The following is a 26,351-nucleotide window of genomic DNA, read 5'->3' on the forward strand; positions in this document are numbered from 1 at the left end:
GCAGGCTGGCCGGATGAAGGTTCTGCTGCCGGACACCATCGAACTCGAACTCGACCCCGCGCGCCTGGACGCGGAACTCGCCGGTTACGCGGCCGGTGAACCGATCCCCGACGAGCACACCGACGCGGAGGTGCTCGTCGTCTGGGGCAACAGCGCCGCCAACCTGAGCGACGCGGCCCGCCGGCTGACGAAACTGCGCTGGGTGCAGAGCCTCGCCGCCGGGCCGGACATGGTGCTCCAAGCCGGGTTCGACCCCGCGGTCGTCGTCACGGCCGGCCTCGGGCTGCACGACCGTACCGTCACCGAGCACACCCTGGCCCTCGTCCTGGCCGCGGCGCGGCGGCTGCACCTGCTGGTCCGGGCGCAGATCGGCCGCCGGTGGGCGGAGGAGCTCGGCGGCATCCAGCCGGTGCGGGAGCCGGCCGTGTTCCGGACGCTGCGCGACGCCAACGTGGTGATCTGGGGGTTCGGCGGCATCGCGGCGACCCTGGCCCCGGTGCTCACCACGCTGGGCGCGAACGTCACCGGAGTGGCCCGCAGCGCCGGCACCCGGCACGGCTTCCCGGTGGTCACGGCGGACGAACTGCCCGCGCTGCTGCCGCGCACCGACCTGCTGATCTCGATCCTTCCGGCGACCCGCGAGACGGTACGCCTGATCGACGCCACCGTCCTGTCCCATCTGCCGGAGCACGCCTGGGTCGTCAACGTCGGCCGGGGGACCGTGCTCGACGAGGCCGCGCTGCTGGACGCGGTGCGGGGCGGCCGGGTAGCCGGCGCGGCCCTGGACGTGTTCGAGACGGAGCCGCTGCCGGTGGAGTCCGGTCTCTGGGCCGAACCCAACGTGATCATCACGCCGCACGCGGCGGGCGGGCGGCCGATCGGCGCCGAGGAGCTGATCACGGCGAATCTGGCGGCCTTCCGGGAGGGCCGGCCGCTGCGTCACACGGTGTCACTCTGATCTGCCGGTGGTCCGGGCGCGGACGTGGACCCGCTCGCCCTGCGGGCCGAAAATGCTGATCATTTCGGCCGGCTCGGTGCCGCCGTTCAGGACCAGGTGCGGCAGCCGGGTGTCGAACTCCGCGACCTCCCCCGGCTCCAGCAGGACCTCGTGCTCCCCGAGCAGCAGTCGCACCTTCCCGGACAGCACGTAGAGCCACTCGTACCCCTCATGGGTCTTCTGCTCGGTGTGCTCCGGCTCGTCGGCCCCGATGATCGTCTTGAACGCCTGGAGGCCGCCGGGCCGGCGCGACAGCGGCACGTGCGTACGCCCGTTGCGCACGATCGGCCGGGACCGCACCCGCGGATCGCCGGTCTCCGGCGCGTCCACCAGGTCGTCGAGGCTCACCTGGTACGCCTTCGCGAGCGGCAGCAGCAACTCCAGGGTCGGCTTGCGGGTGCCCGACTCCAGGCGCGACAGCGTGCTCACCGAGATGCCGGTCGTCTCCGCCACCTGGGTGAGGATGAGATCCCGCTGCTGGCGGAGGTCGCGCAGCCGGGGACCGACCGCGGCGAGGGTTTCTTTTGCCATAACAGCAACAATAGTTGCCGGATTTCGGAAACGTGATGCACGGTGGCCGGGTAGCGAGACGCAACGAGAGGAAAAGACCGATGCGGCAGGAAGCGTACGACGTCGTGGTGATCGGGGGCGGTGCCGCCGGACTGAGCGGCGCGCTGGTGCTGGCCCGGTCACGGCGGACCGTCCTGGTCGTCGACAGCGGGGAGCCGCGCAACGCGCCGGCCGACCACATGCACAACTACCTGGGGTACGACGGCCGTCCGCCGGCCGAGCTGCTGGCCGCCGGCCGGGCCGAGATCGCCAAGTACGGCGCCGAGTTCGTCACCGCCACCGCCGAACACGCGGAACGCGACGACGACGGCTTCGTGGTCACCCTGAACGACAACTCACGGGTACGGGCCAAGCGTCTCCTGGTGACCACCGGACTCGTCGACGAGCTGCCGGACATCCCCGGGCTCGCGCAGCGGTGGGGGCGGGACGTGGCGCACTGCCCGTACTGCCACGGCTGGGAGGTGCGGGACAAGCGGATCGGCGTGCTCGTCAGCAGCCCGATGGCGTTCCATTCCACCCAGATGTGGCGCCAGCTCAGCCCGCACGTGCTCTACCTGCTCAACGGCGGCGCGGCGCCCGCACCGGAACAGGCCGAACAACTGGCCGCCCGCGGCATCCCGGTGGTGGCCGGGCGGATCGGCTCGGTCCAGGTCGACAACGATCAGATCACCGGCGTACGCCTCGAGGACGGCACCGAGATCGCCCTCGACGCGATCGCCGTGGGACCCCGGTTCGTGGCGCGCTCGGCACTGCTCGAATCGCTCGGCCTCAAAGCCGCCGACTTCGAGATGAACGGTGCCGTCCTGGGCAGCCACATCCCGGCCGAGCCGAACGGCGCCACCGCGGTACCCGGCGTCTGGGTGGCCGGCAACGTCACCAACCTCGGCGCCACCGTCGCCGTCGCCGCCGCGGCCGCACAGGCCACCGGCGCCATGATCAACATGGACCTGATCACGGCGGAGAACAAGGAAGCCGTCGCCGCGTACCGGCACCGCGCCGCCACCATGTTCACCCAGGAGGCGTGGGAGGAGCGGTACCGCAGCCGGGGCATCGTGTGGAGCGGCCGGCCCAACCCGCAGCTGGTGCTCGAAGCCGCCGACCTGCCCGCCGGCCGGGCCCTGGACGTCGGCGCCGGCGAAGGTGCCGACGCGGTCTGGCTCGCCGAACACGGCTGGCAGGTCACCGCGGCCGACATCTCCTCCGTCGCGCTCACCCGCGCGGCCGGCCACGCCACGACCGCCGGAGCCGCCGTCGCCGAGAAGATCACTTTTAGCCACACCGACCTGCGCACGGCGCCACCGGCCGAGCAGTCGTACGATCTCGTCTCCGCCCAATTCATGCACCTGCCGCCGGACGAGCGCCGCGAACTGTGGGCGCACCTGGCCGCGGCGGTCGCCCCCGGCGGAACCCTGCTGATCGTCGGACACCACCCGTCCGACCTGGTCACCACGGCGGGGCGGTTCCACTTCCCGGACATGCTGTTCACCGCCGAGGAGGTCGCCGCCGGCCTCGACGCCTCCGCCTGGGACGTGGTTGCCGCCGAAGCCCGGCCCCGGCAGGCCACCGACCCGGACGGCCGCGACATCACCGTCCACGACGCCGTTCTGGTCGCCCGGCGGCGCTGACTTCCGCAGCCACCCTCGACGAACGCCGCGACACCGCCGGGCACGCGCCGGCGTCGCGGCGTTCGCCTTGTGGCGGCGTCGCGGCGTTCGCCTTGTGGTGGCGTCGCGTGGCGTTCGCCTTGTGGTGGCGTCGCGCGGGTTCGCCTTGTGGTGGCGTCGCGCGGGTCGTTTGTGGCGCGCCGCTTGGCACGGTTCGCCAGCAGGTTTGGCCCGCGCACGTGTTGCCGGCGGCGTGGTGGGGTGCGCGGATTGCTCGCGGCGCAGGTGGGGACGCACGGCCGCGTGGCGCCGCGTGGTCAGGGGCTGTCTCGTCCGCTTCGGTATCACTCAGTCCGGCTCCCGCTCATGGTCGTCGCAGTGCGTTCCCCGCGGCCACAAGCATGAGCGCCGTCACCTGCCTTCTCCGTTCCCAGCCGGACGTCGCCGGCTGTCATCCACGGCTGTTGGGGAGCGCTCCCAGCAGCCGTGAGTGACAGCTGGCATCGAGCGGCTGTCATCCATGGTTGTTGGGGAGCGCTCCCGGCAGCCGTGGGTGACAGCTGGCGCTGGGCGGCTGTCATCCATGGTTGTTGGGGAGCGCTCCCGGCAGCCGTGAGTGACAGCTGGCATCCAGCGGTGGTCGTTCGCGGTTGTTGGCGGTGTTCTTGGCGGCCGTGGTGACGGCTGGCGCTGAGTGGCTGTCACCCGCGGTTGTTGGAGGCGCTTTCGGGCATCCGTGGGTGACAGCTGGCATCGAGCGGCTGTCATCCATGGTTGTTGGGGAGCGCTCTCGGCAGCCGTGAGTGACAGCTGGCACTGGCATCGCATGCGGTGACATGAGCCACGGCGATTCCGTGCGAAGCCACCGGGATTGCGGCGGTGGCTTGGTGTCGGTGGCAGCGTGGGCTACGCCGCTGCAATCGCCGTCACCGGCAGCCGACCGTCACCGGCAGCCGACCGTCACCGGCAGCCGACCGTCACCGGCAGCCGACCGTCACCGGCACCCGACCGCCACCGGCACCCGACCGTCACCGGCACCCGACCGTCAGCTCCGCCGGCGGCGTCACCCTCACCGGCCACCCGTGGGGCAGGGGCTTGGGGGCAACCGGCGGTGGGCGTGATGTGGGGCGGGAATGCCCCGCTGGGGGATATATCCGAAAAATACTGCTTCCGTCTCCGGCCAACCGGGCGAATCGCCAGCGTATTCGTGATCGCCTTGCTGGAATGGGCACATGCGGCCGGATGATGCTGAACGACACACCGGCCCGGGCGACGACGTCCGGGCGGCGCTCGCGGCCTGGCGTGACGGGGTCGCTGAACCTGGCGCGGCCAACCGGCTCGTCAACCTGCCGCGCGGCGGCGCCGACCTCGTGGAGATCGTCGCACCTGATGCGGCCGGTGTCCTGGCGGCGCTGCGGGCGGGGCGGGACACCGCGTTCGGACCGGGCGGTCTGCGGGTGGACGTGCCGGACGAGGTGCTGCATCCGCTGCTGCGGCGGCTGCGCCGGCACACCCGGCAGGAGCGGGACGACCGCGGGGTCGACGTACTGCACCTCGCGGTCGGGCTGCTGCACTGGCAGGACCGGGATGGGGCGGGGTACGCGAGCCCGCTGCTACTGGTACCCGTGGAGCTGGTGGCGCTCGGCCACGACGACGTGCCGAAGTTGCGGGCCGGTGCGGGCGATCCTGTCGTCAACCCCGCATTGGTAACCCGTCTTCAGCAACTCGGCATCGGCCTGCCGTCCGATGCGGCCGGGGATCGGCAAGAGAAGACTGGTCGGCAAGGAGAGAGACAAGAGAACAGCGACCAGCAACAGCAGAGCGACCAACAACAGCAGAGCCACCACCAGGACCAGGCGTACGGGCTGCGAGCCCGAGTGGATGCCGCGATCGCCGGCCGGCCCGGCTGGCGCACGTCGGACATCGTCGTGCTGGGGCGGTTCGACACGACCGCCGAGGAGATCCGGCGTGACCTGATCGGCAACGAGGCCGCGCTCGCCGGCCATCCGGTCGTCCGGGCGCTGGCCGGCGCCCCCGGGACTGCCGGTGCGTTCGCGTTCGACCCGATCACCGCCGATGAGATCGACACGCTGGCCCCGCCGGAGGACACCCCGCTGGTGCTGGACGCCGACGCCGACCAGCGTGCCTGCGTGGCCGCGGCGTCCGAGGGGCGCAGCTTCGTGATCGACGGGCCGCCCGGCACCGGGAAGTCGCAGACCGTCGCCAACATGATCGGCGCGCTGGCACATGCCGGCAAACGGGTCTTGTTCGTCTCCGAGAAGGCTGCCGCGCTCGACGCCGTGCAGCATCGGCTCTCCGCTGCGGGTCTCGGCAATTACCTGCTGGACCTGCACGGTTCCCGGGTGTCGCGGCGCACGGTCGCGGGCGCGCTGGCCGCCGCCCTGGACGCGGTGCCCACCCTGGACTCGGTGCCGCTGCCCGGGATGGACGACGCCGACCGGGAGGCGTTGCGGGAGAGGCGGGAGCGGCTGAACGCGTACGCCGAAGCGGTAAACGAGGTCCGCGACCCGCTGGGGTGCAGCTTCCACGACGTCGTGGGGCGACTGGCCGCGCTGGGTGACGTGCCGGACGCGCCCGCGCCGGGGGTGCACGCGGGTGCGCTCACCGAGCCGGTGCTGGACCGGATCCGGGAGGCCGCCCGCCGGCTGGAGCACGCGTGGCGACCGGCGAACGAGCGCAGCGGGTTCCGCTGGCGCGAGGTGATCGAGAAGGAGCCGCTGGACGAGGCGCTGGAACTGGCCCAGATGGCGCTGGAGGACCTGGCCGGCGCGTCGATGCCGAACGCGGCCATCGCGACCGCGTTCCATCTGCGGCTGCCGTCCGATGCCCCGGCCCTGTCCGAGGCGGCCGCGCACGCCGCCCGCCGGCCGCGTGACGTCGAGGATCAGTGGCTCACCGCTGTCGCGCTGCGGCCGGTGCGGCAGGCGGCCGAGGACCTGGAGCGCCTGCTCGACGAGGTGAACCGGGCGGTCGAGCAGGCCGAGGCGCGTACCGGGGTGTCCTGGGAGACCTTGGCCGCGCCGCTGGACGCCGGCCGGATCCCGGAGCCGCCGCGGCTGGAGCCACCCGCGGTACGCCTCGAGCCGCTCACCGCCGCTGAGGCGAAGGCGCTGGCCGGCCGGTTCGCCGCGGACGCCGACGAGTTGGAGCACCAGCAGCGCCGGCTGGACCGGGCCACCACCCGGTTGCGGCTGCCGGACGTCGTGATGTTCACCGACGTGGAGCTCGTCACGCTGATCACCGAGCTGGGTGGCCGGCCGGACAAGCCGCTGCCGGCCTGGTTCGCCCCGGGTGCGCAGAGCGCGGTGCACGGTGCGGCCGCGCAGCTGCGCCGGCACGTGGAGGCGGTGGCGGCCGCGGCCGGGCCGGCGAGGGAGTACTTCACCGACGCGGCGCTTGAGGAACCCGTCGAGGAACTGGCGGAACGGTTCGCCACGGTGCACCGGGGCCCCCGCAAGCTGCTCGCGCCGCACCGCCGTGACAAGGAGACGGTGGCCGGGGTCGCCCGGCCGGACGTGACAGTCGACGAGGCCGTCGCCCACCTGGATCTGGCGGTCGCCTGGCGCCGCGCCCACGAGGGCCTGGTCGCCGCGGAACGTCAGCACGCCGCGCTGCTGGGCCGTTACTGGCAGCGCCTCGGCACCGACTTCCGGGCCATCGGCCGGGCGCTGGAGACCGCCGCGGAGGTGCTGCGGGTCGCGCCCACCGAGGCGTTGCCGGCGATCGTCGACTACACCACCGCCGAGCACGCCGACGCGGAGCTGCTGGACGCGGTCACCGAGGCGCGGGACGTGTTCCGGCACTGGCGGGCGACGTTGCGCCCGGAACCCGAGCCGGCGGCCCGTCCCGAGCTGGGCCAGGGCAGTGTGCAGGCCGGCATCGCGTGGCTGCGCGCGCAGGTCGGCACGCTGCGGGATACGGCCGCGCTGCTCGACCAGCTGGGCGAGGCCATCGGGCGGGACCTTAACGTGGCCGAGGCGGCAACCGTGTTGCAGGCGCGGCAGGCGGTGCTGGACGCGGAGGAGGCGCTGGCGGGCGCGGCCGGCGGGTACCGGTCGGTGCTGGGGGCCGCCTACCGCGGCCGGCAGACCGACCTGCGGGCGCTCGGCGAGGCGATCGACTGGGCGGCGAAGGCGCGTACCCTGCGTACCGGCACCGATGCGGCCCTCAACAGCGAGCAGGTGCAGGCGCTGGCCGGCGGCGGCGCGAAGCCGTCCGAGCTGGCCCCGGTGATCGACGCCTGGCAGGAGGCCCGGCAGCGGATCCTGGACGCGTTCGGCCCGGCCCGGCAGGTCCGGCTGGCGACCGCCCTGGACCGCTACGAGACGGCCCGCGACCTGCTGCGCGACCTGCGCGACGACGACACCGGCCAGCGTGAGTGGTTCGACTACCTGGCGGCCCGGGAGGTGCTCGCCGAGTACGGCCTGGACGGCGTGATCGAGTTCTGCGCCGATCACGGTGTCGACGTGGGGCGGGTGCCGGACGTGATCGAGCGGGCCGCCTACCGGGCCTGGGCCGACGACGTGATCGCCAACGACGACCGTCTGGAGCCGCTCTCCGCGGCCGAACGCTCCGACCTGGTCGAGGACTTCCGCCGGCTCGACGTCGACCTGCTCCAGGACGCCGCCGGCCGGATCATCAAGGCCGCGAACGCGCGCCGGCCCCGGGTGCCGAAGAAGGTGCCGCCGACGATCGCGCTGATCCGCGGTGAGGGCCAGAAGCAGAGCGGCCACCTGCCGGTCCGCCGCCTGCTCGGGGAGACGTGGGAGGTCGCGTCCGCACTCAAGCCGTGCTTCCTGATGCCGCCGGCCGCGGCGGCCCGGCTGCTGCCGGACGAGGCCCGCTTCGACGTGGTGATCATCGACGAGGCGTCCCGGATGACGCCGGCCGCCGCGGTGGCCTGTGCCCGGCGCGGCACCTCGCTGATCGTCGTGGGCGACGCGGCGCAGCTGCCGCCGGCCGGTGACCAGCCCTCGGTGCTGGTGGTGGCCGACGACTGCGGCGCCTTCCCGCGGATCGGCCTGACCCGGCATTACCGCAGCCGGCACGAGGCGCTCGTCGACTTCGCGAACCACGCGTTCTACCGCGGCCGGCTCAGCACCTTCCCCGGGGCGTTGCCGTCCGGCCCGGACATCGGCGTGCAGCTGTTCCCGGCGGCCGCCGCCACGGAGGCCGCGCTCGTCGCGGAGCGGGTGGTGCACCACTTCACGCACCGGCCCGGTCTCTCGCTGGGAGTGGTCACGCTGACCGCCGAGCAGGTCGACACGGTCGCCGACGCGGTGGAGGCGGTTCTCGGCGGCGACCCTGACCTGGAACGTTTCCTCGGCGAGCTGTTCGTCAAGGACGCCGAGGCCGCGCAGGGCGACGAACGCGACGTGATCATCCTGTCGACCGGGGCGAGCCTGGACGCGGCCGGCGGGCCGACCGGCGCGCGCCGCCTCAACGTGGCGATCACCCGGGCCCGGCAGCGGATCGAGGTGGTCAGCGGGATCGGCGTGCCGGCCGAGCCGGCGGGGGAGGGCGAGCGGCAGCTTTCCGCGTACCTGGAGAGTGCGAGCGCGGGAATCACCGAGGGTGAGCGAAGCGATCGGGCGCGGCCCGGCACCCTGCTCGAGGACTCCGTCCTCGCGACCGTCGCGGGCTGGGGCTATGCGGTGGACGGCCAGGTCGGGATGGGGCCGGTCCGGGTCGCGGTGGGTGTACGGGCGAACGACGCGCCCGAACACCCGTACACGCTCGGTGTTCTCTGTGACGGCCCGGGAACCTCCTCGCCGGTGGCCCGGGACCGGGACCGCCTGCACGATCAGATTTTGCACAGCCTCGGCTGGAGTGTGTACCGGGTCTGGAGCGTCGCCTGGTACCGCGACCGGGCCGAGGAGGAGGCCCGGCTGCGCGTGGCCATCGAGAACGCCCTGGCCGTGCCGGACGTCTTCGCCGAGCCGGACGAGGAACAGCTCACCGTGCGCCCGGCGCCGCGCCCGGAGTGGGCGCTGCCCTACGAGCGTGCGGCGGTGGGCCCGCTGCCGGCGAGCGCCCGGGCCAACGACGACGTGGCCCGTGCCCAGCTGGTGCAGGCGGTGGAGCGGATCGCCGAGGCGGAGGGGCCGGTGCACCTGCAGGTGCTGACCCGCCGGATCCGCGAGGCGTGGGGGATCAGCCGGCTCACCCAGGGTGTGAAGACCGCGATCGAGGCGGCGATCCGGTCGTCGGGTGCGGGCTTCGACGGTACGTTCGTGACGTCGCCGGAGTCACCGATCCCGGCGGTGCGCGTCCCCGCCGACGGGGTGAACCGCAAGCCGGACCAGGTGGCCGACTCGGAGCTTCAGCTGGCCCTGGAGTATCTGGTGCTGGACGCGGGTCTGGTGGAGGCGGAGGATCTGCTGGCCGCGGCGGGCCGGTTGTTCGGCTGGAGCGGCAACAAGGTGGCCGCGTCCCGGCTGGCGGCGATGCTGGACGAACTGGTCGCGGCGGAACGGCTGCTGGCGCACCGCAACGGGCTGATCTCGGCGCCGGCGGAGGACCTGCTGGACCTGCCGGACCCGGCTACGCTGCCGCACCGCGACGACGCCGTCCGGCGGCAGGACGTCAGCGCCTGACGAATTGCGTCAGCGCTTGACGTATTCGTCGTGCGGGACCGCGACCGGCCACAGCGCGTCCCGCACGCGGGCGCAGTGCGCCACGATCGCCGGGTCCTCGGTGGTGGCGCCGGCGGTGAACGAGCCGTCCGGCGCCGCCAGTGTGAACACCACCCGCCGGTCGTCGAAGATCCAGTAGTCGTCGGTGGTGACCGGGAGGTCGCCCACCTCGTCCCGGGGCAGCCAGCGGATCATCTCGCCGGCGTCCACGTTGAGGTGCGAGATGTTGAGCAGCCAGCGGGTGTAGTCGCCGTGCGGCACGGTCACCACGCGCAGCCGGCGCACGCTGCGACCGGCCGCCGTGTTCTCCCGGATCAGGTTGAGCCAGGGCTGCTGCCAGGCGAAGTCGTCGGGTTCCCCGGCGAGGTACCGGCGGATCGGCTCGGCCTCGTCGGGTGTCCGGTAGACGTCGGCGACCTCCAAATGGAACGCCGACCGGTCGAAGTCGCGGAACAGGTCGTCGAGTTCGGAGTTCAAGAGCAACCGCATCCGTCCACACTGGTCACTCAGTGTGCCCAGGTCCACACCTCAGAGTGAAAAGTGCAACTTGCAGAAAAACCCGGCTCAGCCGTTGCGCCATTCGTCCGAGGTGAGATGGGATCCGGCCTGCGGGCCCATCAGCAGCATCCCGCCGTCCACCACCCAGGAGGCGCCCGTCACGTAGCCGGCGTCCGGCCCGGCCAGCATCGCCACCACCGCGGCCACCTCGTTCGCGTCCCCCGGCCGACCCAGTGGCACACCGGGACGGTCGATGGTGAACGGGTCGGCGTCCTCGTTGCCGGTCATCGGCGTCGCGATCTCACCCGGCGCGACCGCGTTCACGGTGATCCCGTCGGCCGCGAGTTCCTGCGCCATCACCTTGGTGAGCAGGCCCAGACCGCCCTTCGCGGCACAGTAGGCGCCGGAGCCGACCCGCGGCGCATGCTCGTGCACACTGGTGATGTTGATGATGCGGCCGCCGTTGCCCCGGCTCCGCATGTGCCGGGCGGCGCGCTGGGCGCAGAGGAACGGCCCGTCCAGGTCCACCGTGAGAACCTCGCGCCACTCGTCGTACCCGGTGTCGATCACGGGCGTCGAGATGCCGGTGCCGGCGCAGTTCACCAGGACGCCGAGGCCGCCGAACGCCGCCGCGAAGTCGTCGATCACGTCGGCCGCCGCCGGCAGCCGGGACAGGTCGAGATGCCTGACCTCGCACCGCCGGCCGGTGGCCCGTACCTTCGCCGCCACCTCCTGCGCGCCCTTGTCGTCGGACCGGAAGGTCACCCCCACGTCGAAACCCGCCTTGGCCAGGGCGATCGCGGTGGCCTCCCCGATACCGGAGTCCGAGCCGGTGACGACGGCGATCCGGTCGTAGTTGTCTCTCTTCGGCATGCGCCCTGGTTACCCCGCCGCCTCCGGGCGTAACTCGCGGGTCAGGATCTTGCCGGTGGCGTTGCGGGGGAGGCTCTCCAGGAAGATCACATCCCGGGGTACGCAGAACCGGGCGCGATGCCGGCGGACGTGTTCGCGCACCTTGTCCGGGTCGAGCCGGGCACCGTCGCGCAGCACCAGATAGGCGGCGAGGCGCTGGCCGTACCCGTCGTCCGGCACGCCGATCACCGCCGCCTCGCGGACCTGCGGCAGGTCGGCGAGCAGGCCCTCGATTTCGGCGGGATAGACGTTCTCGCCACCGGAGACGATCATGTCGTCCTCCCGGCCGTCGACGAACAGTCGGCCGTCCTCGTCGGCGTGCCCCAGGTCGCCGGTGCCGAGCAGGCCGTCGCTGGTCCGGGACTCGGCGCTGTTCGTGTACCCCTCGAAGAGCATCTCGTTCACCACGAACAGCCGGCCCGTCGTGCCCGCCGGGACCTCCCGGCCGTCGTCGCCGAGCACCTTGACCGTGGTGCCGAACGGCGGCCGGCCCGCGGTGCCCGGCGCGGCACGCAGATCCTGCGGGGTGGCGATGGAGACCCAGGAGGCCTCGGTCGAGCCGTAGAGGTTGTAGAGGACGTCGCCGTACCGGTCCATGAACCGGGTGGCCAGGCTACCCGGCAGGGCAGAGCCGCTCACCGCGGCGACGCGCAGACCTGGGCGGGCGGCCCGCGGTTCGAGTTCCATCAGCTGCTGGAGCATGACGGGTACGGCGACCAGCGCGTCGACGTCCGCCAGCGCCGCGTCCGTCCGTGCCGCGTCGAAGCGGCGGTGCAGGACGATCGTGGCCCGCAGTGCCAGGGCGATCTGGAGGCCCGCGAAACCCCAGGTGTGGAAGAGCGGCGCCGCGATCAGGACCCGGTCGCCGGCCCGCAGCGGGATCCGGTCGATCACCGAGCAGAGTGGCCGGAAGCCGCCCGGGGTGGGCCGGCGGGCACCCTTCGGGGTGCCGGTCGTGCCGGAGGTCAGCACGATCGTGCGGCCCGGCCGCCGGGGCGGCCGCACGTCCGGACCCGCGCCGCCCAGTTCGATCAGCCGCTCCAGGTCCTGCTCGCCGATCCGGAGCGGACTGCCGGCCGGGCCCTGCTCATCGCTCCGGGGTGGGTCGGCGGCCGGGTCCAGCCGCGGCCCGAACTCGTCGTCGTGGATCAGCGCGCGCAGGTCCTGGTCGGTGACGACGCCGGCGAGCTGGTGCGCGGACAGGCCGGTGTTGACGAGCACCGGGTCGGCGCCGAGCGTGGTGACGCCGATCAGCGACTCGATCATCCGGGCCGAGTTGCGGCAGAGCAGGCCGACCCGGTCACCGGGGGCGATGCCGCGGGCGGCCAGGCCCGCGGCCAGGCGTTCGGAGCGGGACAGCAGGTCGGCGTACGTCACCCGGCGCTCGTCGTCGACCACCGCGATCCGCCCCGGGCTGCGGGCGGCGGCCTGCCGCAGCTCACCGGCGAGCCCGAAGCCCCAGCGGCCGAGCGCGGCGAACTGCCGGACGATCCGGCCGGGGTGGCCGGGGGTGAGCAGGCCACGCCGGGCCATGGTGGTGGCGACGAACGTCAGGTCCATCCGGGCGCTCCTTCGCGTGTCGTTCCGGCCGTCCCGTCTGCAGGGCCGTCCCGGGCGGACGGTGGCTCTCAGCGGATCTGGACTCCCGAGATCGCCCGGACGATGACCAGTCGCTGGATCTCCGAGGTGCCCTCGAAAATCGTGTAGATCTTGGCGTCCCGGTACATCCGCTCCACCGGGTGATCGCGCAGGTATCCGGCGCCACCGAGGATCTGCACCGCCTTCTCGGTGACCGCCACGGCCACCTCGCCGGCCTTCAGCTTGGACATCGAGCCCTCACCGGCGCCGAACGGCCGGTCGTTGCGGCCCATCCACGCGGCCCGCCACACCAGCAGCCGGGCGGCGTCTATCTCGGTACGCATGTCGGCCAGCGCGAACGCCACCGCCTGGTTCTCGATGATCGGCCGGCCGAACTGGACCCGGGTGCGGGCGTAGTCGAGCGCGTACTCGTACGCCGCCCGCGCGATCCCGATCGCCTGCGCACCCACCGCCGGTCGCGAGATCTCGAATGTCCGCATCGCGGCCTGCCCGCTCCGGCGCTGCCCGTCCTGCCCGGCACCGTCCTTGCCCGCACCGCCGTTGCCCGCACCGCCGTTGCCGGCGGCGTTGTTGCCGGCGGCGTCCTTGCCGGCGGCGTTCTTGCGGGCCGCGGCCTCGCGGGCACGGGCGAGCCGGCGGTCGAGGGCCTCCTTGCCGCCCAGCAGGCAGCTGCCGGGCACCCGGACGTCGTCGAGGAACACGTCCGCGGTGTGCGAGGCACGCAACCCCAGCTTCTTCAGCTTGCGGGTGGCGGCCAGCCCAGGCGTGCCCGGCGGCACCACGAAGGCGGCCTGCCCCCGCGAGCCCAGCGCCGGGTCCACACTGGCGGTCACCACGTGGACGTCGGCGATGCCGCCGTTGGTGGCGTACGCCTTCTGACCGCTGATCACCCACTCGTCGGTCGCCTCCGACCAGACCGCCCGGGTCCGCATCGCCGACACATCGGAGCCGGCCTCGGGTTCGGTGCTGCAGAACGCCGCCACCTTCGGGTCGGCCGCGTCACCGAAACACTGCGGAACCCACTCCACCAGCTGCTCCGGCGTGCCCGACCCGTAGATCGCGGCGACCGCCAGTGACGTGCCGGAAATGGCCATCCCGATGCCGCCGTCACCCCAGAACAGTTCCTCGTTGGCGACCGGCAGGCTCAGCCCCGAGGTGTCGGACCAGGTGTTGATGAGAAACTCGAACCCGTACAGCCCGATTTTCGCCGCCTCCTGCAGGATCGGCCACGGCGTCTCCTCGCGCTCGTCCCACTCGGCGGCCGCCGGCCGGATCACCGACTCGGCGAACCCGTGCACCCACGCGCGCAGGTCTTGTTGCTCCTCGTTCAGATCGAGCCAGAACTCCACGTCGGATCAGCCCTTCCAGCAGAGTGTTAACTCGCCGGTAACTTTAGGAGCGCCACCCCACCCTGACAACCACCGTCGATGGACAAGTCTCCGAAGCAGCGGCAGGCGGCGCCGCCCGCGTGCTGGCCGCGGCCCGCGTCGACCGCACACCGGGCTGTCACTCAGGGCTGGACAAAGCGGGCGGCCGGCAGCCGTGGGTGACAGCCACCCCGCACTGGCTGTCGCTCAGGGCTGGACAAAGCGGGCGGCTGACAGCCCTGAGTGACAGCCATCCCCGCACCCTGCACTCGCGCCGCCCGTGCCGGCCGGTCCGGCGCGCTCCGGCGCCTGTCGGCTGGCGCACCGGTGTGGCGCGGCGTCAGGTGGTGATCGAGCCGAAGAGGTGAGGCCGGTCCGACCGGAGGGCGAATCGCCGGTCCGCGCCGGCGGTGGTGGTGGTGAAGGTCGCCGTCGCGGGCAGCGGCAGCGGGCTCTTGAATCCCACCTCGACTGTGTACGCGTCCGGCAGCCGGCCCTCCAGCGCGGCCAGGCAGCGGGCCTTGGTCCACATCCCGTGGGCGATCGGGTGGGCGAAGCCGAAGAGCCGGGCGCCGATCCGCGAGGTGTGGATCGGGTTGCGGTCGCCGGAGACGGCGGCGTAATCGCTGCCGGTGCGAACGGGAACACGCCACACAGCGCCACCCGGTGCAGCACCATCCGCCACAGCAGCACCCGCCGCAGCGCCCGGGGCGGCGGACGGGCGCGCCACCCGTAGGTACGTCGACACGCCGCGCCACGCCTCGGTGCCGTCAACCGACGCGACCGCCTCGATGTCGAACTGCCGCCCCCGCGGATGGTCGCGCAACCCTGCCGCCCGCACCGACAGGTCGAGCGGCTCATCCGCGGCGACCGGCCGCAGCACCGAGATCCGGTTGGTGACGTGCACCAGCCCGATCGGCGGGAGCGGGAAGTCCGGTGCCGTCATCAGGCGCATCGCCGGCGGGAACGCGAGCACGTGCGGGTACGTGGCCGGCAGCACCCCGGTGAGCCGGAAACCGCAGACCCGGCTGTACGCGGCCAGGTGTGCCGGGTCCACGACGACGCCGCGCTGCACCATCCGTATGTCCGGGAGCGCACCACCGGCCGCCGGCGCGAAGCCGGGGATCAGCCCGAGGGCGGCCCGCGCGTAGGACGCGCCGATGCCGGGGCCGGAGCTCAGTTCGACGACGGCGACCATGGTCAGGCGCCCAGCAGGCTCTGGCCGCAGACCCGGACCACGTTGCCGGTGATCGTGGCCGAGCCCGGCGAGGCGAACCAGGCGATCGTCTCGGCGACGTCGATCGGCAGGCCGCCCTGGGACATGCTGTTGAGCCGCCGGCCGGCCTCGCGGAGCCCGAGCGGCATCTTGGCGGTCATCGCCGTCTCGATGAAGCCGGGCGCCACCGCGTTGATCGTGATGCCGTGGCCGAGCAGGGTGGGTGCCATCGACTGCACCATCCCGATCACACCGGCCTTGCTGGTGGCGTAGTTCGTCTGCCCGCGGTTCCCGGCGATGCCGGCGATCGACGCCACGCCGACGATGCGCCCACCGGAGTGGATCAGGCCGCGTTCCAGGAGGACGTCGGTGACGCGTTCCGGTGCGCTCAGGTTGACGCCGAGCACCGCGTCCCAGTGTTCCGGTGTCATCCGGGCGATCGTCTTGTCCCGGGTGATGCCGGCGTTGTGCACGACGATGTCGACGCCGGCGTGCGGGCCGGCGGCGAGGTACCCGGCGAGCCGGGCGGGCGCGTCCGCGGCGGTGAGGTCGAGTTGCAGGGCGCGGCCGCGGGTGGTGTTGGCGACGTCGGCCAGGGCGTCTCCGGCGGCCGGCACGTCGAGGGCGATCACGTCGGCGCCGTCGCGGGCCAGGGTGCGGGCGATGGCCGCGCCGATGCCCCGGGCGGCGCCGGTGACCAGGGCGAGCTTGCCGTCCAGCGGCCGCTCCCAGTCGGCCGGGTCGCCGGGGTCGCCGGCGCCGATCCGGACGACCTGGCCGGAGACGTAGGCCGACCGGCCGCTGAGCAGGAACCGCAGCGTGGATTCGAGGGCGTCCTCACCGCCGGGCGCCACGTACACCAGCTGGCTCGTGGTGCCGCGGCCGAACTCCTTGCCGATGCTGCGGGTGAGGCCTTCGAGGCTCCGCTGCGCGGTCGCCTCCTTCGGGCTCGCGGCCAGCTCGGGCGGGGTGCCCAGCACGATCACGCGACCGGAGGGCTTCACCGAGCGGGCGTACGGGTGGAAGAACTCGAAGAGCGACCGCAACTGCCCGGAGTCCCGGATGCCGCTCGCGTCGAAGATCAGGGCGCTGTGCCGCGTACCCCCGTCGTCCGTGGCGGTGCCGCCTGCCGGGACCACCGGCACGCCGGCGCCGGAGAGCAGTTTGCGGATCGGTTCGGTGAGCCGTCCGCCGGGCGCGGCGCCCAGCAGGACCGGGCCGTCGGTGATCGGGTCGCCGGGCCGGTGGCGCCGCAGCCGGGGCGGATCAGGCAACCCGAGGCGCTTGACCACGGTCCGGCCGAGACCGGAGTTGGCGAAGTTCGCGTACCTGTCAGCCATGCGAGTAGCCTACCGGTGAGTAACAGAGGTGCTGTCGATGTGGAGGATAGTCGTGCCGGACATCAAGCGTGTGGCGGTGCTCGGCGGGAACCGGATCCCCTTCGCCCGGTCCAACAGCCGCTATGCGGACGCCTCGAACCAGGACATGCTCACGGCCGCCCTGGACGGCCTGATCGCCCGGTTCGGCCTGGCCGGCGAGCGCCTCGGCGAGGTCGTCGCGGGCGCGGTGCTCAAGCATTCCCGTGACTTCAACCTGACCCGCGAGGTCGTGCTCGGGTCCCGGCTCGACGCGCGGACCCCGGCCTACGACATCCAGCAGGCCTGCGGCACCGGCCTGGAGGCCGCCATCCTGGTCGCCAACAAGATCGCGCTGGGGCAGATCGAGGCCGGTGTCGCCGGCGGCGTGGACACCACATCGGACGCTCCGTTGCAGGTCAACGAGGACATGCGCCGTGCGCTGCTGGAGCTGAACCGGGCGCGCACGCTCGGCGCCCGGCTCCGGGCGGCCACGAAACTGCGTCCGCAGCACGCGTTGCAGCCGGAGCTGCCGCGCAACTCGGAGCCGCGGACCGGGCTGTCGATGGGCGAGCACGCGGCGATCACCGCCCGGCGCTGGCAGGTGACCCGGGAGGCGCAGGACGAGCTGGCGCTGACGTCGCATCAGCGGCTGGCGGCCGCGTACGACCGGGGCTTCTTCGATGATCTTCTGACGCCCTACCTGGGGCTCACCCGGGACCAGAACCTGCGCCCCGACACCACGCTCGAGAAGCTGGCGGCGCTGCGGACCGTCTACGGCACGGAGAGCCCGACCATGACGGCGGGCAACTCGACGCCGCTGACCGACGGCGCGTCGACGGTGCTGCTGGCCTCCGAGGAGTGGGCGGCCGCGCACTCGCTGCCCGTGCTGGCCTGGTTCGCCGACTCGGAGACCGCCGCCGTCGACTATGTGCACGGTGACGAGGGCCTGCTGATGGCGCCCGCCTACGCGGTGCCCCGGATGCTGGCCCGCAACGGGCTCACGCTGCAGGACTTCGACTACTACGAGATCCACGAGGCGTTCGCGTCGCAGGTGCTCAGCACGCTCGCGGCCTGGGAGTCGCCGGAGTTCTGCAAGGAGAAGCTGGGCCTGGACGCCCCGCTCGGTCCGATCGACCGCGCCAAGCTGAACGTCAACGGCTCCTCGCTGGCCGCCGGCCACCCGTTCGCCGCGACCGGCGGCCGGATCGTGGCCACCCTGGCGAAGCTGCTGGCGGAGAAGGGCTCCGGCCGCGGCCTGATCTCCATCTGCGCGGCCGGCGGCCAGGGCGTCGTGGCGATCCTCGAACGGTAGCCCCGCCCGGTCCCTGGGCGTCGGGGCGATCCTCGGACGTCAGCCCGGCCCGGGGCCCAGGACGAGGGTGTCGTCGTCGTCCTCGCCGGGCATCATGAACTGTTCCGGGTCTCGGTGTGCGGCGTCTAGCTGCTCCTTGCGCCAGTGCCGCATGACGGTGTGCGCGACCTCCCGCTGCACGTCGGCGACCTCGGCGACGTAGGCGTCGACGGCGGCGCGCTCGGCGGCGAGCAGGGCCTGCCGCTCGTGCGTGGTCAGGTCCTGCCGCCCGGTCATGTCGTCGACCGCGAGGTCGTGGGAGATCTCGTCCTTGCGGTCGCGCAGCCGGTCGTAGACGCTCGGCACCCCGGCGCCCAGCAGGATCTTGAAGACGACCGGCAGCACCTCGAACGCGGCCAGGAAGAGAATCAGCACGAGGTGCGCCAGCCCCATCGTGAGGTCCTTGTCGCCGAGCCGGCCGAGCGCGTTCATCCGGGCGAGCAGGCCGTCGTTCCGCTCCTCGGAGGCGCCGAACTCGCGCTGGGCCACGGCTTTCGCCTCGGTGGCGTCCCGGAGGGCGGCCCGGGTGGTCGCCAGGTCGTTGCGCAGCCGTTCCAGGGTGGCGGCCCGGGTTCCCTGCGCCGTCGTCCTGGCCCGGTTCAGCGACGCACGGGTCTCGGCCCGTTCGGCCCGGAGCCCGTCCGCGATCCGCTTCTTCAGCCGGTAGGAGCTGCCCGGGCCGGGCTGCCCGCTTCCGCACGAACCGTCCTGCTCGCAGACGAGCAGGTCGGAGGCCCTCTGGTAGGCCTTGCTCACCCGGTCGTACTCCGCCTGCGCCCGTCGGACGGTGGGGTCGGCGCTCACGTCCGGGCCCCGGTCCAGGTCGGCCTGCATCTCCCGCACCGAGGCGGTGAGCGCCGGGATCCGCTGGAACCGGGCGTCGGTCGTCAGCAGGACGGCGAACGCGTCCTGCGATTCCCGCTGCATGACCTTCAGCTCGGCGTTGATCTCGTCCTGGAAGATCCGGAGGGTGAGTGGCGTCGACACGACCAGGCCGATCAGCATGCCGAGGAGCACGCGCGGCGCGGCAAGCATCAGGTTCTGCCGCAGCGTGGCGTGCCGCTGGGTCCCGGCGATCAGCCACCGGTCCAGGTTCATGATCGCCGCACCCCAGGCGATCGCCAGGACCACGCAGAGCGCGAGGGGCAGGTCCATCGCCATGTGCAGGGCGAAGCCGCAGGAGACCGCGCTCATCACCGAGGTGGTGAGCACCGCCCCGCCGAGTCCGACGTACTTCGCCTGCTCCCCGTAGGGGCAGGCGGCGAGCAGGTCCGGATCCGCTCCGGAGAGCCAGATGAATGTCGACTTCATGGTCGGTGCCTTTCGGTGTGCCCGGTGCGTGCGGTCCGGCCGGGGTCCGGGGAGCCCGGCCGGGCCGGGACGACCGGCCTCGGCGGAGCCGGGACGGACGGTCGCGGTGGTGGCAGGGGCCGCCGGTCCGGCGGGCCCGGCGGATCGAGGTGGCGCAGCGGCACCGGCGCGGGGCGGTCCGCCGCCGGCGTGTCGTGTGCGGCGAGGACGAAGGGCGGCCGGACCTGTCGCAGCCGCAGGGGCGGCACGCGGACCACCTCGACGCGCGGGGTGGCGGCCTCGACGGTGCCGGACGGGCCGATGGCGCGTACCACGATCCGGCGCGGCCGGTCCACCGTGACGGCGCGGCTTCCGTCCGGGCCACCGGCGACGCCGTCGACCAGGACCCGGTGCGCGAAGCGCGTGTGCCAGCTGACGGTCACGGTGTCGCCGGCGAGGACGCAGGAGCGGTCGGCGTGCAACGCGGTGACGACCGGATGACCGGTCCAGGCGGTGAGCGTGGCGAGCCAGGTGGCGGCGGAGGGCCGGGCGTCCGGGTCGCGCCAGCCGTGCTGGAAACAGCGGGCAAACAGCTCGAGCACGGCGTCGGGCAGGGACGCGAGCGCGGCCGCGTACTCGACGGCGAAGGGCGCGGAGGCCGCGAGGCGGTGCTGCGGCCAGGTCTGCGACGCGGCATACCCGCCGATGGTCGCCAGGCTGAGATCGAGCAGGAAATGGTACGGGTGGAAGCCGGTCAGCACGACATGCGCCGCGACCGCCAGCGACCACCGGTCGGCCGCCTCGGTGGCCGGCTCGGGATGCTCGCCGAGGTCGTCGTAGAGCTCCGGCGCCAGATATCCGGCGGCGGCGCCCACCGCGAGCGGCGTGTCGTCGCGCCGCAGACTCGCGAACTCCACCTCGGCGATCCGTACGCTGTGATCCGCGGTCCGGGCCAGCAGCGTGGCCGAGTCCAGGCCGCCGTGCACGGCACCCACCGCCGCCAGGTCCCGCACCGCCGCGGCGAGGGCCCGCGCCAGCGCGAACCGGGCGTGCGGCGGCTCGTCGCCGAGCGGCGCCCCGTGCAGCGGGCGGTAGCCCTCGGCGGCCGGATCGGGCGCGAGCAGCGCATGACAGGTCCGGCCGTCCGGGAGTCGCAGGACGCCGTGCCAGACCGCGGCGGCGGGGAAGAGCCCCGGCCTGGCCTTCAGGACCTCGTGCAGGGCCCGCAGGTGTTCGCCGGCCCGGCCGCCGCGCACCGGGAACCCGATCAGCAGCGCCGGGGCGGCCGCGCCGTCGACCGTCTCCAGGCGGTGCTGGTAGGCGCCGAGACCGCCGGGCCGGAACCGGTACCCGATCGCCGCGCCCGGCCCGGGCAGGCCGGTGCCGAGGCTGGTGTGCACCTCGCGGACCCAGGCCCGGCGGATCGCCGCGGCGCTCACCGCAGCAACTCGGTCTGGCGGCGGCGGGCGCGCAGCGCGGCCAGCCCGGCCCACCAGGTGTCCGCGAGGCCGGCCAGGTCATCGGGCCGCTCGGTAACGAAGTCGCCGGGTTGCTCAGTGGCAACGTCGCCGGGGTGTGCGGTGGCGAACAGGAGTACCCGCAGGTCGTCGGGGCAGACGAGGCGGTCGCCGGGTGCGGTGAGCCCGAGGATGTCCACGCCGGCGGGCAGGCCGGCCGGTGCCTCGGCAAGGAACTCCGCCGCCGTACCGGCGAGGGCGATCGCCGCGCCGTCCGTGCGGGGGCGCCCGGGATGGGGCAGCCGAAGGTCCCATGGTGCGGGGGTGCCGGCCTCGACGACGCGGACCTCGTGCTCGCCGTACACGACCGCGGCGTACCGGTGGTCGGGCCCGCCCGGCGTCGCCGACAGCCGATCCATCACCGTCATGGCGGCCTCGCCGGCCCACCGGCCGGCCGGGCCGGCGAGCAGGGCACCGTCGAAGGCGAAGATCACCAGGCGGTACGCGGCGGCCGGCCGGGGCCGGCCCGGATGCAGGGCCGGCCCCGGCTCAGGCGGGAATCCAGCCATCCGGGCCGCGCCTCCATCCGGTCTCGTGCGGGGTGGTCACCGGGACGCCGGGCTCGGCCGGCATCGGCGGCATCGGTCGGTCGCCGAGCCGGGCACGCAGGTGGAAGAGCCATTCCCGGGCGAGGGGCCGGTCGCCGGGCGCGCCCTCCAGGCTCCGCCGCAGCAGGTCCGTGCCCCGGCCGTCGAGCATCGGTGCGGCGGCGGTCAGGTCCCGGTTGAGGGAGGAGCCCTTGCCGGGGGTGAGGCAGCGCAGCACGAACAGACCCAGTTTGTAGCGATCGGTACGCAGGGTCTGCTCGCCCTTCTCGGGCGGATCCCAGTCCGGGCTGTGCATCTGCCGGTTCACCGCGGAGGTGCTCGTCAGGCGCGCCGCGTCGCAGTCGACGAGGTAGACCGACGGCCGGGGACGCAGCCGGTACAGCACGTTGCGCGCGGACACGTCGCCGAACACGATCCGCGCGCCGTGCAGCAGGGACAGCGCGAACGCGAACCGTTCGCAGATCCGCAGCCGGCTGTCCGCGTCGCCGTCGGCCGGCACGTCCACCTCGCCCAGCCGTCCCTGCCCCGGGTCGGCGATCAGGTGCTGGATCTCGCGGGGCACCCGGGCCCGTGCTCCGGACGGCAGCGACATCTCCTCGAAGTAGTGACCGGGGATCAGTCGCATCAGCACGCCCGACGCCTCGTTGTCCGGGCCGATCACGGCGCGCAACGGCCAGGCGGCCAGCTCGTCGAGGGCCGCCTTGCGCTGCTTCACCAGCCGCCGGCGGACCGCCACCAGGGTGGCCAGCCCGTGGACCGGGACCGGCGTGGCCCCCTTCCGGTACTGCTTGAAGACCAGCTCGCCGGGCTCGTCCGGCAGGCGGAACTCGTCGAGCCGGTGGATCACCCCGTTCGCGCCGGAGTTGAGGGCCCGCATCGGACCCAGGGCGTCGATGTGGACGACGGCGTTCATCCGGGCTCCGGCCCGCCGCCGGGCCAGATCGACACCACCGTGCGGTCGTCGTCGTAGCTGCGCCGCCCGAAGCCCACCTGGTCGGCGAAGACCAGCGGCGGCGGTGGCCGGCGCCACCACGTGGCGAGTTGCCCCGCCACCTCGCCGTGCGCCGGACCGAGCGGATCGCCGGTGCCGTCGGTCATCACCAGCAGCGTCCAGTCGTCCCGCAGCGGGTACGCGGCCCGGGGCAGCGCCGCCGGGTCGCGGGGGATCCGGGGCAGCGCCTCCACCCGGCTGGAGGTCACCTCCGCACCGGCGCCCTTGATCCCGGACAGGTTGTGCCAGCCGCCGTCCGGGTCGAGCGCCCAGGCCGGGGAGTCGCCGATCCACGCCAGGTGCACGTGCCGCTCGCCGCCGCGGGGTGGCGTCGTGGGACAGATCAGGAAGGTCGCGGTGGTGGCCATCGCGGCGGCCACGTCGCCCTCCTCGGGCGGGTGCGCCGCGAACCGCCCGGGTTCGGCGCGCAGCAGGCTGCGGGCGCCCTCGGCCAGGATGGTGGCGGCGAGCCCGGTGAAGACCTCCGACCAGGGGAGCAGCTCGGGCGGCGTGCCGGCGTCCAGGTGGCGGACCACCTCGCGCGGGCCGCGCCGGCCGACGAACGCGGCGGCCTCGTGCGACAGGGCGCCGGCCGAGACGCCGTCGGCGACCACCACGACCAGGTGCTGTTCGTCGGCGGTGAGGGCGAAGCCGTACGCGTCCTGGCGGGGTGTCCCGGATTCGCGGTGCGACAGGCCGCGGACGCTCGCCGCGCGCACCTCCAGCGAGACGGCCGTGCCGTGGTCGACGACGGTGTCCGGCGGCTGTGCGGGGTCGCTGCGCAGCCGCGGGCGTACCTCGGTGTGCGCCCGGCCCGGATCGCCGATCGTCGCGGTAACCGGGCCGTCCGCCGCCGGGCCGTCCAGTCCCCCGCTCACTTCAGCCAGTCGTCGTCGACGTCGATGCTCGGTGGCAGCTGACTCCGGTCCGGCAGGACGAAGCCGGAACTGCCGTCCACCGCGCTCTGCCCGGACGCGAGCACCGAGGAGATCAGCACCTCGGCCATCGCCCGGATGGCGTCGGCGGCGTCCGCACCGGACCGCATCATGTAGAGCTTGCTCCGGCGGTACGGGTGGACCAGCCTGCGCATGGTGTCCCGGCCCGCCTCGTCGACGCCGCACGGCACGAGCACCGGGTACCACTTGAACCCCTGGCCGGTCTGCTTGTCGTACTCGGTGAGCGCGGCGAAGTCGGCCTCCCACCCGGGCTGCGGTTCACCGTCGCTCAGGAAGAAGACCGCCGGGCGATGCACCTTGAAGCCGTCCGCGCGCAGCTGGGCGACGTCCTGGTGCAGCCGCTCGCGCAGGGTGCGGAAGGCCGCGCCGAAGTCGGTGCCGCCCCGCACGGCCAGTTTCGGCAGGTGCTGGTGGCCGGTCATGTCCGACAGCGGCAGGACCACCTGGGCGTCGTCGGAGAAGTCCAGCAGCCCGAATCGGACCTTGTCGGCCAGGATCGGTGCCTTGGCGAGCGCGTCGGCGACGGCCGGCAGGATCTGGTTGGCCTGCTCCATCTTGGGGCCGTTCATCGAGTACGAGACGTCGACAACCAGGTAGAAGGGCAGCAGGATTCCCTGTTCGGACATGGCGGCTCCTCGGCGGTGGTCAGGACAGGTTCTGCACGAGCGCGGCGACCGCCTGGGTGGCGTCGGCGACCGCGGTCACGCCGCCCGCTCCGGCGGCCAGGTCGCGCAGCGCGGCCGACAGGCGTTCCCGGTTCGGCCGCGGGGCTTTCGCCTCCTCGCGCACCGTCGCGACGGCGGCGCGCACGGCGTCCGGGTCGGCGAGTTCGTCGCGGTGCTGCCGCAGGGCCGCCACCAGGGCGGCGACGGCGGTGTCCAGCGCGGCGGGCGCGGGGTGCACGGTGATCCGGCCGTGGTCGCCGATCACCGTGTGGCCGCCGTTGATGCTGCCGATCCTGACGTCCATCGGTCCTCCTGATCAGGGTTTCTCGTCGGGATCCCAGGGCGCCTTGGACGGCGGGGTTCCCGGTGGCTGTTGCTGCTGGTTGACCGAGTTGCCGGCACCGAAGGCGGCGGCGCTGTTGTTGATCGACCCGATGGTGATGCTCTGCGTGACGATCCGGGCCTGCTGCGTGTCGAATTCGGAGGTGTCGATGCCGTGCGCGCCGAGGAACCCGGCGATCGCCTCGAGCAGGGCCTTGCGCAGGACGGCCAGGTCGCGCTCCTCGTCGGCGTACTGGAAGAGGCCGATCCGCTCGGTGCTGGCGACCTTCTCCCGCAGGCCGGTCTCGGCGCCGTAGTCGTGCACCGGATCACGTTCGACAAGCCTCCGGGCCAGGTACCGCATCCAGTCCAGCCGGACGCCGGGCCGTACCCCGTCGAGCAGCTGACGCGGTGCCGCCAGCAGGCCTCGGAGCGCGTCGCGGGCGCAGGCGAGGACGTCCGTCACCGGGAACGTGCGGGAGAGTCTTCCGGCCGCGCAGAGCTGCTCCCGCAGGGGGAGCAGCACGAACGCGTGATGCTCCACGAACAGGTAGGCAGCGGTGCGCTCGACCCGGACGAAGACCTCCACCACCAGGTCGCCGTCCCAGGACATCTTGCGCAGGCAGAGATAGGTCCGCATGTTGCGCTGCGGGTGGGTGATGCCGGCCCGCAGGACAGCCGGGCCGACCCGGGTGGCCGGGTGGGCCGCCGGGTCCGGCACCAGGCCGGGCACCCGGCGCGCGGCACCACCGTGGACGAACAGCCGGTTGTGCACCTCCAGCCCCGGGATGCGGGTGCGCCGGGCCGCCAGCGTCAACTCCCGGTGCAGGTCGGCGGCGGTGAACGGGCGCACCGTGCCAGCGTGCTGTGCGGGCCTGGTGCAGTTGACGTGCAGCGGCCAGCGGGCCAGCAGCTGCCCGGATCCGACGAACGGCTCCTTGCCCGAGAAGACGACCACGTTCGCGTTCATCACCTCCTCCAGGTACGCCTCCGCGACCGGGTCCTGCGGCGGTGCCAGGCCGCGCGGCAGGCCGGGGTCGTCACGGACGAGCACGGCCTGCCGGTGCGAGCCGAGCCGGTGCGTCAGCAGTACGGTGAACCCGGCTGCCCACGCGACGGCCAGCAGGAGCAGCACGGCCGGGACGGCGTTCGCCCGGGAGGCTGCGACGACCGGGACGACCAGCAGGACGGTGCCGGCCACGATCGTCACCTGGCGGCGGCGCAGACGCCGGGAGCGGTCGACGGCCTGGCGCGCGTGCCGGGCCAGGGCGACCAGGTCCATGCCGGGTGCGGGACCGAGCGCCCGGGCGGCAGTGCCGGCGATGTCCGCGAGGACGTACGCGGCGTACCTGTCGCAGAGGTGCGCCGCCGAGCAGAGCCACCGGTCGGTGTACGGGCCGGCGGTCGCGGGGGCGCTGGTGGGGCTCGGTGTCGCGATGGTCATGGACGGGCACGAAACCCTTCGGTCGATGCGCTCGTTGGTCAGAGACGTCAACCGTAGGAACGCTCTGGCGCAGCTATGGCGCACACACATCGGGGGATCGGCTGGTGGTGTCCGACGGCCCGGGACGGCAGTCGCTCTGCGCGTCCCACCTCCGTGTCCTGCTGACCGGCCCGTACCGGCATGTCTGGCTGCGGATGGTCGCCCGGGAACGGGTTGGAGAGATCAACTTCAGTGCGGTGTCCAAGGTGCTCGCGCGCACGGCCGAACGGGACACCCCGGACGGGGTGCACCCGCGCGCGCTGCGGGACCGGGTCCGGCGGGCGCTGCGGCACGATGTGGTGAGCGCGCAGACGCTCGACCTGTTCATCCGGGGGTTCGGCATCCACGGCCCGGAGGCGGTACGGCTCTGGGCGCTGCTGCTGAGCGGTCCGGTCGTGCCGGAGCCGCGGACGCCGGCCCGGTCTCCGGGGACGTCCGCGGCTCGGCGGTGA

The 26,351-nt window shown here is 73.4% G+C and carries 19 protein-coding genes and 2 pseudogenes; 5 read left to right on the plus strand and 16 right to left on the minus strand.

Features of this window, described 5'->3' with window-relative positions; all coding sequences use genetic code 11:
- Nucleotides 1–13: 13 nt before the first annotated feature.
- Nucleotides 14–958 carry an NAD(P)-dependent oxidoreductase gene (locus tag LPA41_RS23080; RefSeq protein WP_229072839.1) on the plus strand — a complete coding sequence of 315 codons (945 nt, stop codon included), beginning with the start codon at nt 14–16 and terminating at the stop codon, nt 956–958.
- Here the strand turns inward: LPA41_RS23080 and LPA41_RS23085 are convergent.
- Nucleotides 950–1,528, minus strand: coding sequence for a helix-turn-helix domain-containing protein (locus tag LPA41_RS23085; RefSeq protein ID WP_229072840.1), 579 nt, complete (start codon nt 1,526–1,528; stop codon nt 950–952). The two genes, LPA41_RS23080 and LPA41_RS23085, sit on opposite strands and share 9 nt — an antisense overlap.
- Before the next feature lie 80 nt (nt 1,529–1,608).
- On the opposite strand from LPA41_RS23085, the gene LPA41_RS23090 reads away from it, so the two are divergent.
- Together LPA41_RS23090 and LPA41_RS23095 are read left to right on the plus strand one after the other, a co-directional pair.
- A complete protein-coding gene (locus LPA41_RS23090) occupies nt 1,609–3,192 on the plus strand; it encodes a bifunctional NAD(P)/FAD-dependent oxidoreductase/class I SAM-dependent methyltransferase (protein ID WP_229072841.1) in 1,584 nt (527 codons plus the stop codon).
- A 1,211-nt stretch (nt 3,193–4,403) separates the two neighbouring features.
- Nucleotides 4,404–9,788 (plus strand): DUF3320 domain-containing protein, encoded by a 5,385-nt coding sequence (locus LPA41_RS23095; RefSeq protein ID WP_229072842.1) that lies wholly within the window; start codon nt 4,404–4,406, stop codon nt 9,786–9,788.
- A gap of 9 nt (nt 9,789–9,797) precedes the next feature.
- On the opposite strand, the gene LPA41_RS23100 is transcribed toward LPA41_RS23095, so the two are convergent.
- The 7 genes and pseudogenes from LPA41_RS23100 to LPA41_RS23125 form a co-directional block, all read right to left on the minus strand.
- Nucleotides 9,798–10,316, minus strand: coding sequence for a DUF6879 family protein (locus tag LPA41_RS23100; protein WP_229072843.1), 519 nt, complete (start codon nt 10,314–10,316; stop codon nt 9,798–9,800).
- Nucleotides 10,317–10,391: 75 nt separating this feature from the next.
- On the minus strand, nt 10,392–11,198 hold the full coding sequence (locus LPA41_RS23105; protein WP_229072844.1) for an SDR family oxidoreductase: 807 nt from the start codon (nt 11,196–11,198) through the stop codon (nt 10,392–10,394).
- Between the two features lie 9 nt (nt 11,199–11,207).
- Nucleotides 11,208–12,797 carry an AMP-binding protein gene (locus LPA41_RS23110; protein WP_229072845.1) on the minus strand — a complete coding sequence of 530 codons (1,590 nt, stop codon included), beginning with the start codon at nt 12,795–12,797 and terminating at the stop codon, nt 11,208–11,210.
- A gap of 68 nt (nt 12,798–12,865) precedes the next feature.
- Nucleotides 12,866–13,345 (minus strand): annotated as a pseudogene (locus LPA41_RS43320) (acyl-CoA dehydrogenase family protein); the annotation flags it as partial.
- A 108-nt stretch (nt 13,346–13,453) separates the two neighbouring features.
- A pseudogene (locus LPA41_RS43325) lies at nt 13,454–14,185 on the minus strand (acyl-CoA dehydrogenase family protein); the annotation flags it as partial.
- 358 nt (nt 14,186–14,543) lie between these two features.
- Nucleotides 14,544–15,401: a MaoC/PaaZ C-terminal domain-containing protein gene (locus tag LPA41_RS23120; protein WP_229072847.1), complete on the minus strand. Its 858-nt coding sequence runs from the start codon at nt 15,399–15,401 to the stop codon at nt 14,544–14,546.
- Between the two features lie 2 nt (nt 15,402–15,403).
- A complete protein-coding gene (locus LPA41_RS23125; protein WP_229072848.1) occupies nt 15,404–16,759 on the minus strand; it encodes a 3-oxoacyl-ACP reductase in 1,356 nt (451 codons plus the stop codon).
- Nucleotides 16,760–16,811: 52 nt separating this feature from the next.
- Between LPA41_RS23125 and LPA41_RS23130 the strand changes: the two genes are divergently transcribed.
- The gene (locus tag LPA41_RS23130; protein WP_229072971.1) at nt 16,812–18,089 is read left to right on the plus strand and encodes an acetyl-CoA C-acetyltransferase; all 1,278 of its coding nucleotides are present in this window, start codon (nt 16,812–16,814) and stop codon (nt 18,087–18,089) included.
- Between the two features lie 39 nt (nt 18,090–18,128).
- On the opposite strand, the gene LPA41_RS23135 is transcribed toward LPA41_RS23130, so the two are convergent.
- The 8 genes from LPA41_RS23135 to LPA41_RS23170 are packed head-to-tail and all read right to left on the minus strand — an operon-like array spanning nt 18,129 to nt 25,860.
- Entirely contained in the window at nt 18,129–19,439 is a 1,311-nt protein-coding gene (locus tag LPA41_RS23135) for a DUF4407 domain-containing protein (protein WP_229072849.1), read from the minus strand.
- Nucleotides 19,436–20,857, minus strand: coding sequence for a hypothetical protein (locus LPA41_RS23140; RefSeq protein WP_229072850.1), 1,422 nt, complete (start codon nt 20,855–20,857; stop codon nt 19,436–19,438). The genes LPA41_RS23135 and LPA41_RS23140 overlap by 4 nt, the downstream gene beginning before the upstream one ends.
- Nucleotides 20,854–21,444: a hypothetical protein gene (locus tag LPA41_RS23145; protein WP_229072851.1), complete on the minus strand. Its 591-nt coding sequence runs from the start codon at nt 21,442–21,444 to the stop codon at nt 20,854–20,856. The genes LPA41_RS23140 and LPA41_RS23145 overlap by 4 nt, the downstream gene beginning before the upstream one ends.
- Nucleotides 21,425–22,396 (minus strand): hypothetical protein, encoded by a 972-nt coding sequence (locus LPA41_RS23150; RefSeq protein WP_229072852.1) that lies wholly within the window; start codon nt 22,394–22,396, stop codon nt 21,425–21,427. The genes LPA41_RS23145 and LPA41_RS23150 overlap by 20 nt, the downstream gene beginning before the upstream one ends.
- Entirely contained in the window at nt 22,393–23,352 is a 960-nt protein-coding gene (locus LPA41_RS23155) for a protein phosphatase 2C domain-containing protein (RefSeq protein ID WP_229072853.1), read from the minus strand. The genes LPA41_RS23150 and LPA41_RS23155 overlap by 4 nt, the downstream gene beginning before the upstream one ends.
- Nucleotides 23,349–24,056, minus strand: a complete 708-nt coding sequence (locus LPA41_RS23160) for a VWA domain-containing protein (protein ID WP_229072854.1) — start codon at nt 24,054–24,056, stop codon at nt 23,349–23,351. Before LPA41_RS23160 ends, LPA41_RS23155 begins: the two co-directional genes overlap by 4 nt.
- Nucleotides 24,057–24,075: 19 nt before the next feature.
- Nucleotides 24,076–24,399: a DUF5955 family protein gene (locus tag LPA41_RS23165; RefSeq protein ID WP_229072855.1), complete on the minus strand. Its 324-nt coding sequence runs from the start codon at nt 24,397–24,399 to the stop codon at nt 24,076–24,078.
- Between the two features lie 12 nt (nt 24,400–24,411).
- The gene (locus tag LPA41_RS23170) at nt 24,412–25,860 is read right to left on the minus strand and encodes a hypothetical protein (protein WP_229072856.1); all 1,449 of its coding nucleotides are present in this window, start codon (nt 25,858–25,860) and stop codon (nt 24,412–24,414) included.
- Between the two features lie 104 nt (nt 25,861–25,964).
- Here LPA41_RS23170 and LPA41_RS23175 point away from each other — a divergent pair, with 104 nt between their 5' ends.
- Entirely contained in the window at nt 25,965–26,351 is a 387-nt protein-coding gene (locus LPA41_RS23175; RefSeq protein ID WP_229072857.1) for a hypothetical protein, read from the plus strand.

Origin of the sequence: Actinoplanes sp. DH11, from assembly GCF_020873875.1 — a bacterium.
Taxonomy (GTDB): Bacteria; Actinomycetota; Actinomycetes; order Mycobacteriales; family Micromonosporaceae; genus Actinoplanes.

Coding starts and splice junctions, on each gene's coding strand:
- LPA41_RS23080 (WP_229072839.1), top strand. CDS start 14: ATGAAGGTTCTGCTGCCGGACACCATCGAACTCGAACTCGACCCCGCG.
- LPA41_RS23085 (WP_229072840.1), bottom strand. CDS start 1,528: ATGGCAAAAGAAACCCTCGCCGCGGTCGGTCCCCGGCTGCGCGACCTC.
- LPA41_RS23090 (WP_229072841.1), top strand. CDS start 1,609: ATGCGGCAGGAAGCGTACGACGTCGTGGTGATCGGGGGCGGTGCCGCC.
- LPA41_RS23095 (WP_229072842.1), top strand. CDS start 4,404: ATGCGGCCGGATGATGCTGAACGACACACCGGCCCGGGCGACGACGTC.
- LPA41_RS23100 (WP_229072843.1), bottom strand. CDS start 10,316: ATGCGGTTGCTCTTGAACTCCGAACTCGACGACCTGTTCCGCGACTTC.
- LPA41_RS23105 (WP_229072844.1), bottom strand. CDS start 11,198: ATGCCGAAGAGAGACAACTACGACCGGATCGCCGTCGTCACCGGCTCG.
- LPA41_RS23110 (WP_229072845.1), bottom strand. CDS start 12,797: ATGGACCTGACGTTCGTCGCCACCACCATGGCCCGGCGTGGCCTGCTC.
- LPA41_RS23120 (WP_229072847.1), bottom strand. CDS start 15,401: ATGGTCGCCGTCGTCGAACTGAGCTCCGGCCCCGGCATCGGCGCGTCC.
- LPA41_RS23125 (WP_229072848.1), bottom strand. CDS start 16,759: ATGGCTGACAGGTACGCGAACTTCGCCAACTCCGGTCTCGGCCGGACC.
- LPA41_RS23135 (WP_229072849.1), bottom strand. CDS start 19,439: ATGAAGTCGACATTCATCTGGCTCTCCGGAGCGGATCCGGACCTGCTC.
- LPA41_RS23145 (WP_229072851.1), bottom strand. CDS start 21,444: ATGGCTGGATTCCCGCCTGAGCCGGGGCCGGCCCTGCATCCGGGCCGG.
- LPA41_RS23150 (WP_229072852.1), bottom strand. CDS start 22,396: ATGAACGCCGTCGTCCACATCGACGCCCTGGGTCCGATGCGGGCCCTC.
- LPA41_RS23160 (WP_229072854.1), bottom strand. CDS start 24,056: ATGTCCGAACAGGGAATCCTGCTGCCCTTCTACCTGGTTGTCGACGTC.
- LPA41_RS23165 (WP_229072855.1), bottom strand. CDS start 24,399: ATGGACGTCAGGATCGGCAGCATCAACGGCGGCCACACGGTGATCGGC.
- LPA41_RS23170 (WP_229072856.1), bottom strand. CDS start 25,860: ATGACCATCGCGACACCGAGCCCCACCAGCGCCCCCGCGACCGCCGGC.